We start from the raw sequence: 13,846 nt of genomic DNA, 5'->3' as shown, positions 1-13,846 counted from the left end.
TAAGAGCAAATATGTTTTAAAGATAGAATAATTAAAATATAAGAGTTTAATATTGATTGTATGAGATTACAAATCCATAATAATATATCATGTTAGTTTTTATACTATTCAATAAAGACTATGTTACTATTTATAAATTTCGAAATAGTTACGTTTTCAATTTTTTTAGTTTTTTTATTATATAGACTTATAAACTTATTATTTATGTGTATAATGGTTAATTCTTCGTCTCCCATTCTTATTATATCGCCTGGTTTATATGTGAGAATACGTAGGGAATATGTCATATGGTATACTTTTTTACTATTTTTCACACCTACAACTTTTGCCGACTCTATAACATGACTTGGAAACTCTTTGTGTAATGCATAAGTTAAATGACGTGCCAGACTTATAGAAGTCGTGTATATATCAATTCCGTTTTCCATAAACTCTATATTACTTATATGGCCTACTTTTTTCTCTCTTAGTTTAAACCGTTCATGTTCTATTATGGCTAAAATCTTCTTTTTAAGCTGTTCATCTAATCCCCTTGGTATTGTACGTATCTGCAATAATGCAACCTCTTTTTTACTTAGAATTTCTTTACAATAATTACAGATATCATAGTTATATTTTATAAAAAACTTATATGTTAAAGCCCGTGGGAGTATATGCGGATGCGGAGAACCCCTTACGGTCACAGTTATAGTAACACCCTCTTTGTTCTCAGATATTTCCAAGTTCTCTAATAAGCCCCTTACAACTCCCTTTTCAGTAAGAACTTTTCTAAAAAAGTTTGTCTTTTCTACTTTTTCTGTCTTTATCCATCTACCCTTTAGGAAGATAGCCCCGCAGAATTTACACTTTAGTAACGTACTATCAAATAGACCTATGAGAGGATGTCTCTCTATATAACACTCCTCACACATACCCTCAATTAGTCTATCAACAAGGCGGCCGCAGTAAGGACAAGGTACTTTAGCCACGGCTGTAATTACGTCTTTCTAAAAATTTTCTAACCTCTAACGCTATGACGTATGCTAGAGGTGGGGGGACGCTTTCTCCCACTTGGTTATATTGTGCATCTTTTGAACCATAGAACACATAGTCGTCTGGATACCCCATGAGTCTTGCTTGTTCGCGTACAGTTAGAATTCTATGTTCCTCTGGGTGTACAAATCGTCTAGAGCCCATAACTGTAGGAGCTATATCATCCCATATGAGTCTTATATAGTTCTCATAGAATCCCACGGCACCTTTATATCTCATGAGGGCCTCGCCTGGCTTGAGCCTAGTTATCCTCTGTTGTTTCTTGGGGCTGAGACTCACTGACTCGTGATTTGGGAGTTGTCCGCTATCTGGAGGCGGCATATCTCCTATAGCTTCTCTAACTGTAACCCGACGTGTTTTCGGCGGCTTAATTTCTATGTTTGAAATAAAGACTCGACGACGCCGGCTGGGAACTCCATAGTCTTCTGCATGAAGTACGTTAAAATACACATGGTAACCCACTCTTTTGAATTCTCTCTCAATGTAGCTTTTCAAAGGCTCTTCCGCCAACGCGGCGACATTCTCCATTACAAAAACCTCGGGCCCTAACTCTCCTACTAATCTGATAAATTCTAAAGTCAACTGGCCGGCCGGATCTACATAAAGCCTATCTGCTGGATCCTCTATCCTGTTGGGGTTTGCGGCTGTAAAAGGCTCGCAAGGCGGGCTACCGATAATGATTTTTATCTCCCCGCCGTATTTAACTAAGTCTTTATAATCCACATTTGCTACATCTTCCTGGAGAACGACCGTATTTTGATGGTTTGCGCTGTAGGTGCGGGCAGCATCTCTATCTATTTCAACTGCTACCTTTATCTTAAAACCCGCCTTTCTGAACCCTAACCCAAATCCACCAGCACCAGAGAAAATATCGGCAACATTATACACCGGTTTATAGTGAGTAATTTATTTATATACACAGTCCCTAGGTTTTATGGGTTTTTCTAAGCTGTTAAAAATACGTATTAGTGACATAGTTAAATTGGAAAAACCCGATGTGTTAAGCTCACGCTATGGCAAAGCGTTTGAAAAAGCAGTTCTCGCGTTAATAAAAGCAAAAGATGCTGTAGTTGCAATACGCACCTTTATAGAAAACTACGGCGAGCCACATAGCGGCGCCTTTAGTAAACTACTGAAACTTATGCCGTGGGCAAAAAGGGTGGTAGAAATAGAGCCAGCACCGCCTGTTACACTTCGCATAGACGATGTTGTCATAACCGCGCAGACGGATTTTATAGTGAAATATGACGATGGGAGAAAAGAGCTCATAGAACTGAAATCTCATATTATAAGGAGTGGCGAGTGGAAAATCAAGTCAGAGTGGTCTCTGGCCACGAAAATAATGCGTATGATATATAGGAAAGCAGGCTATAACTACCCTCTGAGACTCATATATTTTGTTGAAAAAAATGGAAAAGTTGTGCCAGAAGAGGAAGTCTTTGTGTATCCAAACGAAGACAAAGACGATGAAACCTTAATGAGAGTACTACGGGAGAGAGTTAAGAGCGTTGTAAACAAGCAAACTTCTGCGTAGCTAATTCGTGCGCCAACTTAATTATACCTACTGCAACCTCTAACTTATCTAAATGGTTTGGCTGTATCACGGCATTTTCATCGCCAATCATATATTCTATAACACAATCTTCTTCATCAGACCATGAAAATATTATAAACGTATAGAACCCCTCTCTCAGCTGTATTTGGGCAAAAGCCTCATATTGTCTCCATTCCACGGTAAATGCTTCTATCTCTTTATCTATCTTTTCCTCCAGTTCTCTAAAGTACTCTTCTACCTTCTGCCGCATGTATAGCTTTAGACCTCTCTTTAAATAGATTGGATTTTTTATAGAACGTGCCGATTATAGAAATAGCCAAATTCGACTTGGAAAGACTTGCCAACATAAAATTTGAGGAGGCCGCCAAACTGTTGGAGTACGTAAAGTGTGAAATAGAGGAGGACGTTGGCGAGAAGGTTAGGCTAGAGGTATCTCATGATCGCCCAGATCATTTCTCTGTAGAGGGCTTGGCGAGAACGCTCAAGGGTGTTGCCGAAGTTGAAGTCGGGTTGCCGCGTATAACGTTACTACAGTCTTCTATAGAACTTAAGGCCGAGTACATCGAAGAGAGGCCCTACATATCCATGGCCGTAGTCCGTGGAGTTAAGCTAGACAATGAAGCTATAAGACAACTCATACAGCTACAGGAAAAGCTACACGACACTTACGGGAGAGGGAGAAGGAGATTTGCAATTGGTTTCTATGATATCTCGAAGATAAAGCCGCCAATATATTACAAAAGAGTTAGCCAGGAGGATGAATACGTACCCCTGGGATTTGATAAGCCGGTGAAGATATCGGAGATGTATAAACTTACAGAACAAGGCATTAAGTATTCGACCCTTATAAACAAAGAACGGCCACCTGCATTAGTCGACAGCGCGGGACAGATTATGGTCATAATACCAGTATTAGGTTCCGAGTGTTGTAAAATCACCGAAGATACACATGACGTCTTGATAGATGTCACAGGTACAGACTTACGCGCTATAAACAATGTAATGTCAATATTAATTTATGCGCTCTTAGAACGTAGCTCCACGAAGACCGTGGAGATAATTACAGGAGGACATGCATACAGACATACATACCACAGAATTGTCGTTGACTTAGAGAATATCAACGACCTGTTAGGCATTAGACTTAGTATACAAGACTTCGTAAAACTCGTGGAAAAAGCCCGCCTTAGTTACCAAGAGGGGGAAGTTCTAGCGCCTCCATATAGGATAAATATGTTATCTTGGGTTGATGTTGCAGAAGAGGTGGCAATTATGTTAGGTTATAATAACTTCCCAAGAGAAGCGCCTAAAATTTCGACAAGCGGAAAGCGTCATATAACTGAGGTGTTAACAGAGGAGGTGCGAAGAATACTACTATCAATGGGTTTCGTGGAGGTGAATAACTACGTGTTGACAGACAGCTCCATTGCCAATATATGCAAGCCTGCTCGCATCATTAACCCTATCTCAGAGCTATATGGTTATGTGAGGTGTTCCATGATCACGCAATTAATCGTAACTGCCTCGACAATGAGAAGAAAAGAGATAAAACTATTCGAAGTAGGTGACGTTGTAGAAAATGGCAGAACTTGGAGAGATGCGACATTTTTATTGAGTCGAGACGGCGTAACTTTAACCGACGGGCTCTCTGTAATTAAAACACTATGTAATCGCTTAGGTTTTACCTGTCAAATATCGGAAACGTCATTAGAATGGGGGATTTCAAATAGAGCGGCGAGTATAAGAGGCGATGTAGTTGGATATATTGCAGAGGTAAATCCAGGACTACTACTAAAACAAAGACATACGCTCCCTACCGTTGTAGGAGTGTTGAGACTTGAAAACATTAAATAGTGGATGTGTATACTGGGGGTATGTCTGACGACATAGATGCTATAATTAGGAGAAAAGCACTTGAACTTGCCAAAAGCAAGATTAGAGAAAGTACACAACATCCTAAGAGAATCTTAACAGACGAGGAGGCTATAAGAATTGTAAAAAGTATTACAACAGGCGAGCGAGCCGCCGAGATTATAGACAACGCATTAACACTCTACAAGCCTCATGTCGTTGCGATATTTAGAAAAATAGCTGAACTTCACCTCCAGGGCATCATTAGAGAACTAGCCGATTACGAACTATATGAGCTATTGCTAAGAGCTGGTTTTAAAGTGCCTGTAAAAACCGAGATAAAGATTGTCAGACATGGAAGAGAATACAAGATAGGAGAAAGTTAAGACTTTAGATAGAGTTCGTAGAGTTCATTCATCATACCTCTCCAGTCGAACTTCCTCTTTACGTAGTCCACATATCGTTTAGTCACTTCTCTCTTTTCTCTCTTTACATACCTCATACACCGCCGGCATCCAAACCATATGAACCTATCATCTTCTACAAGCTCTAAAACACCACCACAACGTGGACATGTATTTACGGTATCGACATAGACCAAGCCCATATACACCTTTTCTGCTGGTTTAAAATTAGCTATACATAATTTACGTAAGTCATCAACTATACAAAAATTTGTTCCCACCTTCTTCAAGCCCCAAGAGACTCAGGGCAGCCCCGGAGGGCCGACGCCACAAAGGGGTTACTTATTTTATAAAGCTCGGCGACGTGTGTAAAGGCGCTCAAAGATATAAAACAAAGTGGATATGGGAGATATGTACATACCTCTTTGGGTTGAGGCTTCACGTCTCGACCCGAGAGGAACTTCCTCAACCCACCCGCGGTGTGGGGCTCGTGAGGGGCTCTGCCCCGAGGTCTCTCCTCTACCGGCGTTGCGGGTGGGAAGGGGGAGGGACGTAGCAGCCGTGATAAACATCGAAAAACGAGCTCTGGAGGTACTTAAGGAGGGCTGCGTGCCGCCCGGTCCCATGCCCAATGACCCCACGCCCGAGGTATCTTAGATGCCGGCGAAGGCGCAGACGAGGAGAAAGTCCCTAGGCGTAGGGATAGACGGCAGACGGATAACGATTTAATATCATAAATTATCCGTAGCAACAATATTAAGACGGCTAGGTCTTATACATGTTTAAGTCCCTGCTAAAGCTCATAGGTAGCGATAAAAAAAGATTTGCCGAACAGATGAAAGAAAATATTGAAGTAATTTAACAGAGGTTGAAGTCTTCGAGGACAATACCCATCTCTCTTAAGTCTTGTGAAGCCTCTATATAGAACCTTTTAGCGTCTATACACCTACTTCTCCAAAATACGCTATCGTCTCTCTCGATCTCTAAAATTAACTTTGCCGCCTTAGCCACATACTCTAAGCGCATGTAAAAGTCCTCAGGGGGTGGGGGTAGGTTGATGCCTATTTGGTTGGCGTATTCTATAATAATCCTAGGGCGTCTAACAGCTTCCCACAAGAAGTCATAAAATAACGTCATAGCACAAGTTTTTTGCGTATATTAATCCCTTGTAAGCGCTGGTTATATGCTCTTTTTGAGATTCGCTTTGGACAGACTGTGTCGTAAAGCTGCTCCTCTAGATACGGCAGTCCGTACCGCTATGCCAACTCTTTCAACTTTCTCCGCGACCGCCCAAGGCCGTCTAGGAAGTGTTTCTTCACGCCGCCCCCGTTCCCCTCCCTGAGTTCTCGATAGCTTTTGTCTTCCATCGTGTCTACCACAATCGCGGCTTTATGCTCTATCGCCAGTTTTACGATCTCACGGAGCCTGCCCAATTAGCTAATGTGTGTAGACCCTGTCTCGTGATTTCCTTGGGCAATCTTGTGATGTACTCCTCCACCGCTAGGTTTATCCCTGTAGCTAGGTTTAGTACGTCTGGCCTCTCCTCTACCAACTGCCGCGGTATCTCCACTTTCAGCGTCTTGTAGGCTAGACGTATGCGGCGTGGGGGAAAAAGACTAGGTTGTTGGAGACGTTCCAAAGGTGACGGGGTGAAAGAAACAGATATAGTCTACATCCAGCCGTCCCGCCGATATTTGTCAGTAGTGTGGTTTTCTCCGATTCTATTGTTCTAGGCCAAAAAAGATATGGGAACTCCTCCAGAAGACCAAACAACTCACTTTTTCTACTCCGGCGACCATCACACTTTTAAACTCGTAAACCAGCCTAGGAGCAGACTCCGCCAAGCCCCCGTCCGCCCGGACACGGCCAGACCCCCACGCCCACATCCGCAGACGCACCCCGAGCCCCCAGAGAAGGTTAGTCTAACAAAGGGGGTTATATGCTATCTCATTGAACAACAAGATGAGTCTAATATTGAGAACGTCTAGTTCTGCTTTTACAGACAGTCCTCTCTGAGTTTGCGGAAGTCATAGTTCGATAGGTGTTGCAAAACCTCTTTTTACTAGTTCTATGGGTTTAAACTTTAGGAGAGAGTATTCGTCGCCTCCGCCTCCATAAACATAGTCTTCTCTAAGTAGCTCTCTGTCTATATATACTGGGATGTTTAAAACCGGTGGTACGCCTCCCACAGAGTAGCCAGTGGCTGTAAATACCTCGTCAGGTGTAGCAAGGCGGCAACCTAACAATTTGGTATTAAGTCTTTTAGTTCCACGTATTACATATGCTCTGAATTCACCATTGCAGTAAACAACTATAGTCTTTACAATTTTATCCTCGCTTACTCCAATCGCTTGTGCGGCCTCTCTTACTGTGCGCACGGGAGTTTGCAACCTTATGACCTCGCCAAACTCTTCAAGTCTCATGACCTAGACGTCTACAACGTATTGTAACATCCAATAGTCATCTATTTGTCTTATTTCCATCATGTGGAATGTCATAGCCTTAACTATAAGTCCAGTAAATCCATGCTTCTCTATGTCATAAGGCTCTCCATATAACACGGCCTTTATGTAATAGACGTCATTTTTTCCCAAGTTTAACACGATTTTACGGCTTATGGCAAATTTCTCCGTATCAAAGAGAAATAACAGCTCGTCTATCCACCTGAATAATAGGCCTTCTAAGTCGTTATAATCTATTGTGATCTCCTTTGCGTATCTAGGCTCTACTTTTTCCGTGTGATAGATCAATTCTGCCAACGCGATTGCCGCGTTTTTAAATGCCTCCTCTAGAGTACATCCATATGCTTGTATTAAGACATCGGCTGTATGCTCGCCATATCTATAATCAACAGGCTTGCCACACTTCATGTATAAACCACAAGCTCTACCTTTTTAAAATCGTTTTAAGACAAAATACCCTATGAAACTGCAGGTTGCCCTTGATCTTACCGATTTGCGAAAAGCTATAGAGTTAACAAGGGAGCTCTGTAGTGTCGGTCTCGAGATCGTGGAGGCAGGCACTCCGCTTATAAAACTGTACGGATTATCAACTGTTAGCGCTCTTAAAGCCGCATGTCCCAAAGCCGAAGTTGTAGCCGACTTAAAAACGGCAGACGTTGGAGCGCTGGAGGCACGGCTTGCTAAGGAATTCGGCGCGGATTGGGCTACTGTACTTGGCGCGACAAATATAGAGACTATCGAGGATTTTATTAAAGAAGGAAGGGCTTTAGGCCTAAAGACGGCCGTAGATCTAATCGGATTACCTAACGCTTTAGAGCGAGCTCATGAAATTATGAAGACAGTTACACCCGACCTCTTTATATTTCATGTTGGCGTAGATGTACAGAGAAAGACCGGGCTAAAATTTGAAGACTTGCTCTACAGCGCATATAAGCTAAAAACAGAAGGTGTCGGTGTTGGTATTGCTGGAGGCATTACAGAACAAGAAATTAGATTTATAATATCTAGCAGAAAGTTAGTTGATATTATAATTGTTGGAAGAGCTATAGTAAATGATCCTTTGCCTTTGTCTAAATTTATAACTATGAATAAAATTTTAAAACAGGCTAAATCAGAGAGTTTATGAAGATTGTACTTGTCGCACTTCCGGGTAGTGGAAAAACTACAATAATGAACTTTGTAAAACAGAAACTTCCAGATGTACAGATAGTAAACTACGGCGACGTTATGTTAGAAATTGCAAAGAAAAGATTTGGAATACAACATAGAGATGAAATGAGAAAGAAAATCCCAATTGATGAATATAGAAAAGTTCAGGAAGAGGCAGCAGAATATATTGCGTCGTTAGCCGGAGATGTCATCATAGATACCCATGCGTCAATCAAAATCTCGGGGGGTTATTACCCAGGTCTTCCAGATAGAGTAATTACGAAACTTAAACCAGATGTTATTTTGCTAATAGAATATGATCCTAAGGACATAATTGAAAGACGTAAGAAGGACCCAGAGAGGTTCAGAGATGTAGAGACCGAAGAGGAGGTTGAAATGCACCAGTTGGCTAATAGATACTATGCCTTCGCCGCAGCGAATGCTGGCGAGAGCGCCGTACATATACTCAGTTTTAGAGGGAAGCCCCAAAGTAGACCATTTGAACATGCCGAAATAGCTGCCGAATACATAGTAAATCTAATACTCAGAGCAAGGCAGCAGAAGTCTTAAATAACCTCCCGTTGAGAGATGCATGCCTAATGCGCTGATATATATTATAGATATAACAAAGAGGGAAGAATATTCCACGCTAAAAAATTTTATAGCAAAAGCCGGTTTTACTACTAAAACCGCGATAGGCTCTCGCGATGTCAATGCAAATTACGATATAGACTTAATGAATATAGCAAAGGAAAGTGTGGATAGACTTGCTGAAGTGTTCGACTTATTGGCGCTTGTAGGCGGCTATAAGATTTATTATTATGTCTTAAGAAAGAGGCCGCCGCTGAAGATTTGGGACCTAGATATAGATTTAAACGTGCTCAATACTATGGTAGAGAGCTTTTCTAAAAATGGGAAACTGCTAGTCGCGCCTCTCGCCGTACCCGCCTATCTGGCTCAACTTGGCCTACTTAAGGGCAGAAACGCCACGGTGTATCCCACTACTGAGTTGGTAAAAATTCTCAAAGAGAATGGTGTAAACTTTATAAATGAAAATATTGTAAAAGATAAGAATATCATAACCGTTAAAGATATTACTACAATAGGAAAAAAAGAGTTTTTAAGTGCATTCCGTGAAGCAACTTGAAAGTTTTGAGATACCACGTACCGTAATCTTTGGACCAGGCGCGATTTCAAAAATACACCAAATTGTCGCTAGTCAAAAGGCTTCAAAGATCTTAATAATCACTGGCAGATCTGTAACTCTCCAATACGCAAAGACTATTGCAGATATGCTTACAGATCGTTCGGTGGAAGTTTTGAGATACGATTACATAGACATAGAAAAATCCGGGTTTGACCTAGTCCTCGGTGTTGGGGGCGGAAGACCTATAGACATGGCTAAGGTTTATTCCTATGTACATAAGAAGCCGTTGGTTATTGTTCCAACCTCCGCGAGCCACGATGGTATAGCTTCGCCATATGTGTCATACACCCTAGCCCAAAAGATGATAAAATATGGAAAAATTATGGCATCTCCTATCGCGATAGTTGCGGACACATCCATAATTCTAAACGCGCCCTCACGTCTATTAAAGGCAGGGGTTGGAGATTTGCTTGGTAAAATAATCGCCGTTAGAGATTGGAAACTTGCACATAGATTAAAGGGAGAGGAGTATAGCGAATATGCGTCTCATCTTTCTCTCACAAGCTATAGGATCGTTGTGGCAAACGCCGCGAGGATAAAAAACTTTGTACGCGAGGAAGATGTTAGAGTGCTTGTCAAAGCGCTCATTGGATGCGGAGTAGCGATGGGCATAGCAGGTTCTTCACGACCTTGTAGCGGCTCTGAACACCTTTTTGCACACGCTATAGAAATAAGGCTTGAAGAGAGTGGCGGAGATGCAATACATGGGGAGCTTGTCGCCCTGGGGACTATCATTATGGCATATCTACATGGGATAAACTGGCGTCGTGTAAAGAAGATAGCAAAACTTGTAGGACTCCCTACTACATTAAGAGAGGCCGGAATAGACTACGACTTAGCTATAGAGGCCTTAGTCGTCGCACACACGTTACGTCCCGATAGATATACCATTCTCGGTAATGGTTTAAGCAAAGATGCCGCAAGAAGAGCTATTGAGGCCACAGAGCTAGCTTAGAAAAAAATAAAAACAGATATTACGACAAGCTTGGTGATTGAGAGGTTTCCGGAGCGATAAGGTGAGCGCGCCGAGAGTTCTGATAACCCTGATAATATCAGTAAAAGTCTTTTATTTCAGCGTCAAATAAAGGAACAAGAGGCAAATATAGCGGTATAAAAAGCGCAACTGTAGAAGGTATCGCCGACGTAGCTACTATACCGATTTCGCCTATAAACACAGCGCCTACCACTAGGCTGTGTTTAGGAAAATAAAGCCACCCTGGCCCTTCTAGTTTTTCTTTAATTTTTATCTTTGTCCCCTTAATTCCTACAATTCTCACTTTTTTCACTTTATCTATATTATTTAGTATTTTAGTAATAAATTTATCTGCCCTGCTTAAAGGAAGAGATATTATAATAGATTTTTTATACTTTGTATTTCTTATTACAATATACTTTTTATTTTTGCTTCTGTATACTTTTATATGTACATAATTTCTCATGTTTTCATTTCTCACAGTATTCGAAAAATTTAATTATATATCTCTTCTTATTACGTTTGTGACAGAAAAATGGTATCGACTTGCAGTCGACATACATAGGAAATATGGCGGTAAGATCTCCGTAATGCCTAAAGTTCCAATAAGATCGCTGGAAGATTTCGCCATTTATTACACGCCAGGTATTGCTGAGGTCTCTAGACAAATATCTAGAAACCAAGAATTAGCATTTGAACTGACGTCTAGGTGGAATATCGTAGGTGTTATAACAGACGGCACCAGAGTGTTAGGACTTGGTAATATAGGTCCAGAGGCTGCGTACCCGGTTATGGAGGGCAAGGCGCTTATTTTTAAATACTTAGGCGGCGTAGATGCGATACCGATTCCCATCCGGGTAAAGACCCCAGATGAATTTATATTTGTAGCGAAAGCCCTAGAGCCGGCGCTGGGAGGGATAAACTTAGAAGATATAGAGTCGCCTAAGTGTTTTTATCTTCTTGACAAACTTAGAGAAGAACTAAAAATACCAGTGTGGCACGACGACCAACAGGGTACGGCTACTGCCACGCTTGCTGCTTTAATAAATGCTCTTAAGCTAGTCGGCAAAAAAATTAGCGATGTCACAATCGCTCTAATAGGCGCGGGGGCTTCTAACATATATACAGCTAGGATATTAATTAAGTACGGAGCTAAACCTGGCAATCTTATCCTAGTCGATAGCAGAGGCATTTTGCATCCCGAGCGTGAAGATATAGACAAAATGATGATAGAAAATCCGTGGAAGTATAAATACGCCATAGAAACTAATGTGGAGAGACGTAAAGGTGGAATCCCTGAAGCCATAAAGGGCGTGGACGTTGTCATAGCTGCGTCTAGGCCAGGCCCAGGCGTTATTAAGAAAGAGTGGATCGCTACGATGAATAAAGATGCAATAGTCTTTGCACTAGCAAATCCAGTTCCCGAGATTTGGCCTTGGGAGGCAAAAGAGGCAGGCGCCAGAATTGTGGCTACCGGTAGAAGCGACTTTCCAAACCAAGTGAACAACTCTTTGATATTTCCGGCAGTGTTCAGAGGCGCCCTAGATGTGCGGGCAACCACTATAACAGATGAGATGTTAATAGCAGCAGCTGAGGAGGTAGCAAAATACGCAGAAGAAAGGGGAATAAGCGAAGATTACATAATACCTAAGATGACCGAGTGGGAGGTGTATGTCAGAGAGGCGGCTGCCGTCGCCGCAATGGCTTCTGCACAAAAAGTCGCAAGAATACCAAGATCTTATAAAGAGGAGCTAGAGATAGCCCGTTCTATAATTGAAAGAAGTATAAAAACAGTTGAAGTATTAATGAAAGAAAAAATTATAGATTAATTTTTTATCTTTATCTTTGTTCTATTGGTATGTACTGTAAATCGTGAGGTCCTACGTAGCATGCACGCGGCCTAAATATCCTATTATTTTCCCAGTACTCTAATATATGGGCCACCCAACCTACAACCCTTGAGACTGCAAATATTGGGGTAAAGTACTCATATGGTATCCCCATGTAGTAGAACGCTATACCAGACCAGAAATCTACATTTGGAAATAGTCTCCTCTGCTGGAAGTATGGGTGATTAAGAATCTCTTGCTCAATTGCGCTAGCTATGGCAAATATTTTCTTCGGGTCTCCAAACTTTGTGACATACTCTCTGCTGAACTCCTTGAATATTTTAGCCCTTGGATCATATGCCTTATAAACCCTGTGACCTACACCCATTAGCTTTGGCCCGCCTGGCTTAGTAGCTGCTTCAACAACCTCCTTAGCTTTCGAGGGATCTCCTATCTCTAGGTATCCTCTTACAGCCATTTCGTTAGCCCCGCCATGTAAAGGTCCTTTTAACGCAGCCACTGCAGCAGCAACAGCAGAATACATGTCGCTAAGTGTAGATGCTACAACATGCGCGGTAAAAGTACTCGCCGGCACTTCATGATCGGCATGTAAGATTAAGTAGAGCTCTATACCTTTTGTAGCAAGAGGGTCCGGATCTTTGCCGAACATCATATAGAGGAAGTTGGCGGCATGAGATAAATCGTGCCTTGGTCTGATTATGTCAAGACCACGGGAGAATCTGTAATGATATGCGACGATCGTCGGCATTTTTGCTATAAGTTTTTCAGCAACTCTATAGGCAAGCTCTTTCTCCTCTGCTTTATATCTTCCCACTCTGAGAGCCTCTGCAAGTTTTAAGTTATCCTCATCGAAAGCCCCCTCTGCAGCCACTGCGGACTCAATTGCGAACATTGGATGCGCCTTAGAGAGGTTTTTGATAATTTCTATGGTTGCCGAGTTTAAGTCTCTGTATGCTTTAAGTCTGTTAGTAAAATCCTCAAGCTCTTTTTTATTCGGAAGTTTCCCATAGAGGATGAGGTAGGCAACCTCTTCATATGTTGAATGGCGTGCTAAATCTTCTATTCTATACCCCCTGTACCATAGAATACCTTTTTCTCCGTCAATATCACTTATGGAAGTAGATTTTATCAAAACATCCTCTAAGCCATGGATTATTGGACCACATGGCGATTGTAGTATTTTTCCAGCAGTTTTTATTTGTACAGTTTGCTCACTCATATAATGAGATTTTAGACTTCTAAATTTTGTTTTCGTATGACTATCCGAGCAAATAAATTTGCCAAAATAAGTATCAGATAGGATGCCGACAGTCACATATCCGCCGGGTTCCTATCATCACTAGTTGTGTAGATAAAAATAAAT

The 13,846-nt window shown here is 41.6% G+C and carries 19 protein-coding genes and 1 pseudogene; 9 read left to right on the top strand and 11 right to left on the bottom strand.

Annotation, left to right across the window (positions count from 1 at the left end):
- Window positions 1–104: 104 nt before the first annotated feature.
- Together ACZ49R_RS00180 and ACZ49R_RS00175 are read right to left on the bottom strand one after the other, a co-directional pair.
- The gene (locus tag ACZ49R_RS00180) at window positions 105–968 is read right to left on the bottom strand and encodes an NMD3-related protein (RefSeq protein ID WP_464733225.1); all 864 of its coding nucleotides are present in this window, start codon (window positions 966–968) and stop codon (window positions 105–107) included.
- Entirely contained in the window at window positions 961–1,920 is a 960-nt protein-coding gene (locus tag ACZ49R_RS00175) for a DNA cytosine methyltransferase (protein WP_464733224.1), read from the bottom strand. Before ACZ49R_RS00175 ends, ACZ49R_RS00180 begins: the two co-directional genes overlap by 8 nt.
- A gap of 46 nt (window positions 1,921–1,966) precedes the next feature.
- Between ACZ49R_RS00175 and ACZ49R_RS00170 the strand changes: the two genes are divergently transcribed.
- Window positions 1,967–2,566 (top strand): hypothetical protein, encoded by a 600-nt coding sequence (locus tag ACZ49R_RS00170; protein WP_464733223.1) that lies wholly within the window; start codon window positions 1,967–1,969, stop codon window positions 2,564–2,566.
- Here the strand turns inward: ACZ49R_RS00170 and ACZ49R_RS00165 are convergent.
- Complete coding sequence (locus ACZ49R_RS00165; protein ID WP_011763404.1) at window positions 2,532–2,837, bottom strand: hypothetical protein; 306 nt, start codon at window positions 2,835–2,837, stop codon at window positions 2,532–2,534. The genes ACZ49R_RS00170 and ACZ49R_RS00165 overlap by 35 nt on opposite strands.
- 47 nt (window positions 2,838–2,884) lie before the next feature.
- Between ACZ49R_RS00165 and pheT the strand changes: the two genes are divergently transcribed.
- The gene (gene pheT, locus ACZ49R_RS00160; protein ID WP_464733222.1) at window positions 2,885–4,441 is read left to right on the top strand and encodes a phenylalanine--tRNA ligase subunit beta; all 1,557 of its coding nucleotides are present in this window, start codon (window positions 2,885–2,887) and stop codon (window positions 4,439–4,441) included.
- Window positions 4,442–4,461: 20 nt separating this feature from the next.
- Window positions 4,462–4,824 (top strand): DNA-binding protein, encoded by a 363-nt coding sequence (locus ACZ49R_RS00155; protein WP_464733221.1) that lies wholly within the window; start codon window positions 4,462–4,464, stop codon window positions 4,822–4,824.
- Here the strand turns inward: ACZ49R_RS00155 and ACZ49R_RS00150 are convergent.
- Entirely contained in the window at window positions 4,821–5,045 is a 225-nt protein-coding gene (locus tag ACZ49R_RS00150) for a hypothetical protein (RefSeq protein WP_053240470.1), read from the bottom strand. The two genes, ACZ49R_RS00155 and ACZ49R_RS00150, sit on opposite strands and share 4 nt — an antisense overlap.
- Window positions 5,046–5,253: 208 nt before the next feature.
- On the opposite strand from ACZ49R_RS00150, the gene ACZ49R_RS00145 reads away from it, so the two are divergent.
- The gene (locus ACZ49R_RS00145) at window positions 5,254–5,499 is read left to right on the top strand and encodes a hypothetical protein (RefSeq protein ID WP_464733220.1); all 246 of its coding nucleotides are present in this window, start codon (window positions 5,254–5,256) and stop codon (window positions 5,497–5,499) included.
- Between the two features lie 201 nt (window positions 5,500–5,700).
- Here the strand turns inward: ACZ49R_RS00145 and ACZ49R_RS00140 are convergent, their stop codons facing one another.
- From ACZ49R_RS00140 to ACZ49R_RS00120, 5 genes and pseudogenes are all read right to left on the bottom strand, one after another.
- Window positions 5,701–5,979, bottom strand: coding sequence for a hypothetical protein (locus ACZ49R_RS00140; protein WP_011763409.1), 279 nt, complete (start codon window positions 5,977–5,979; stop codon window positions 5,701–5,703).
- Between the two features lie 122 nt (window positions 5,980–6,101).
- Window positions 6,102–6,263, bottom strand: a pseudogene (locus tag ACZ49R_RS00135) (zinc ribbon domain-containing protein); the annotation flags it as partial.
- Window positions 6,251–6,481, bottom strand: coding sequence for a hypothetical protein (locus tag ACZ49R_RS00130; protein WP_464733219.1), 231 nt, complete (start codon window positions 6,479–6,481; stop codon window positions 6,251–6,253). The gene ACZ49R_RS00130 and the pseudogene ACZ49R_RS00135, both read right to left, overlap by 13 nt.
- Window positions 6,482–6,869: 388 nt before the next feature.
- Window positions 6,870–7,265: a YbaK/EbsC family protein gene (locus ACZ49R_RS00125; protein WP_464733218.1), complete on the bottom strand. Its 396-nt coding sequence runs from the start codon at window positions 7,263–7,265 to the stop codon at window positions 6,870–6,872.
- Window positions 7,266–7,268: 3 nt separating this feature from the next.
- Complete coding sequence (locus tag ACZ49R_RS00120) at window positions 7,269–7,712, bottom strand: archease (RefSeq protein WP_464733217.1); 444 nt, start codon at window positions 7,710–7,712, stop codon at window positions 7,269–7,271.
- Window positions 7,713–7,764: 52 nt separating this feature from the next.
- Here ACZ49R_RS00120 and ACZ49R_RS00115 point away from each other — a divergent pair, with 52 nt between their 5' ends.
- Genes ACZ49R_RS00115 through ACZ49R_RS00100 form a run of 4 tightly spaced genes read left to right on the top strand, consistent with a single transcriptional unit; the run spans window position 7,765 to window position 10,615 of the window.
- The gene (locus ACZ49R_RS00115) at window positions 7,765–8,430 is read left to right on the top strand and encodes an orotidine 5'-phosphate decarboxylase / HUMPS family protein (protein WP_464733216.1); all 666 of its coding nucleotides are present in this window, start codon (window positions 7,765–7,767) and stop codon (window positions 8,428–8,430) included.
- A complete protein-coding gene (locus ACZ49R_RS00110; RefSeq protein ID WP_011763413.1) occupies window positions 8,427–9,023 on the top strand; it encodes an adenylate kinase in 597 nt (198 codons plus the stop codon). The genes ACZ49R_RS00115 and ACZ49R_RS00110 overlap by 4 nt, the downstream gene beginning before the upstream one ends.
- A 22-nt stretch (window positions 9,024–9,045) precedes the next feature.
- Window positions 9,046–9,600 carry a DJ-1/PfpI family protein gene (locus ACZ49R_RS00105; protein WP_464733215.1) on the top strand — a complete coding sequence of 185 codons (555 nt, stop codon included), beginning with the start codon at window positions 9,046–9,048 and terminating at the stop codon, window positions 9,598–9,600.
- Window positions 9,587–10,615, top strand: a complete 1,029-nt coding sequence (locus tag ACZ49R_RS00100) for a sn-glycerol-1-phosphate dehydrogenase (protein ID WP_464733214.1) — start codon at window positions 9,587–9,589, stop codon at window positions 10,613–10,615. The genes ACZ49R_RS00105 and ACZ49R_RS00100 overlap by 14 nt, the downstream gene beginning before the upstream one ends.
- A gap of 97 nt (window positions 10,616–10,712) precedes the next feature.
- Here the strand turns inward: ACZ49R_RS00100 and ACZ49R_RS00095 are convergent, their stop codons facing one another.
- Window positions 10,713–11,114, bottom strand: a complete 402-nt coding sequence (locus tag ACZ49R_RS00095; protein WP_464733213.1) for a hypothetical protein — start codon at window positions 11,112–11,114, stop codon at window positions 10,713–10,715.
- Between the two features lie 43 nt (window positions 11,115–11,157).
- Here ACZ49R_RS00095 and ACZ49R_RS00090 point away from each other — a divergent pair, with 43 nt between their 5' ends.
- Window positions 11,158–12,462, top strand: coding sequence for an NAD(P)-dependent malic enzyme (locus ACZ49R_RS00090; RefSeq protein ID WP_464733212.1), 1,305 nt, complete (start codon window positions 11,158–11,160; stop codon window positions 12,460–12,462).
- A gap of 10 nt (window positions 12,463–12,472) precedes the next feature.
- Here ACZ49R_RS00090 and ACZ49R_RS00085 read toward each other — a convergent pair whose 3' ends face one another.
- Entirely contained in the window at window positions 12,473–13,702 is a 1,230-nt protein-coding gene (locus tag ACZ49R_RS00085) for a citrate/2-methylcitrate synthase (protein ID WP_464733211.1), read from the bottom strand.
- Window positions 13,703–13,846 lie beyond the last annotated feature (144 nt).

It is taken from the genome of Pyrobaculum organotrophum, from assembly GCF_055384425.1.
The sequence above is the reverse complement of the archived record's forward strand: the minus strand, read 5'-3'. Positions and strand labels throughout refer to the sequence as shown.

Bases quoted from the DNA above. Each gene is read 5' to 3' on its own strand.
- ACZ49R_RS00120 (WP_464733217.1), bottom strand. From the start codon at position 7,712: ATGAAGTGTGGCAAGCCTGTTGATTATAGATATGGCGAGCATACAGCC.
- ACZ49R_RS00165 (WP_011763404.1), bottom strand. From the start codon at position 2,837: ATGCGGCAGAAGGTAGAAGAGTACTTTAGAGAACTGGAGGAAAAGATA.
- ACZ49R_RS00125 (WP_464733218.1), bottom strand. From the start codon at position 7,265: ATGAGACTTGAAGAGTTTGGCGAGGTCATAAGGTTGCAAACTCCCGTG.
- ACZ49R_RS00085 (WP_464733211.1), bottom strand. From the start codon at position 13,702: ATGAGTGAGCAAACTGTACAAATAAAAACTGCTGGAAAAATACTACAA.
- ACZ49R_RS00110 (WP_011763413.1), top strand. From the start codon at position 8,427: ATGAAGATTGTACTTGTCGCACTTCCGGGTAGTGGAAAAACTACAATA.
- ACZ49R_RS00105 (WP_464733215.1), top strand. From the start codon at position 9,046: ATGCCTAATGCGCTGATATATATTATAGATATAACAAAGAGGGAAGAA.
- ACZ49R_RS00140 (WP_011763409.1), bottom strand. From the start codon at position 5,979: ATGACGTTATTTTATGACTTCTTGTGGGAAGCTGTTAGACGCCCTAGG.
- ACZ49R_RS00170 (WP_464733223.1), top strand. From the start codon at position 1,967: ATGGGTTTTTCTAAGCTGTTAAAAATACGTATTAGTGACATAGTTAAA.
- ACZ49R_RS00115 (WP_464733216.1), top strand. From the start codon at position 7,765: ATGAAACTGCAGGTTGCCCTTGATCTTACCGATTTGCGAAAAGCTATA.
- ACZ49R_RS00155 (WP_464733221.1), top strand. From the start codon at position 4,462: ATGTCTGACGACATAGATGCTATAATTAGGAGAAAAGCACTTGAACTT.
- ACZ49R_RS00145 (WP_464733220.1), top strand. From the start codon at position 5,254: ATGTACATACCTCTTTGGGTTGAGGCTTCACGTCTCGACCCGAGAGGA.
- ACZ49R_RS00150 (WP_053240470.1), bottom strand. From the start codon at position 5,045: ATGGGCTTGGTCTATGTCGATACCGTAAATACATGTCCACGTTGTGGT.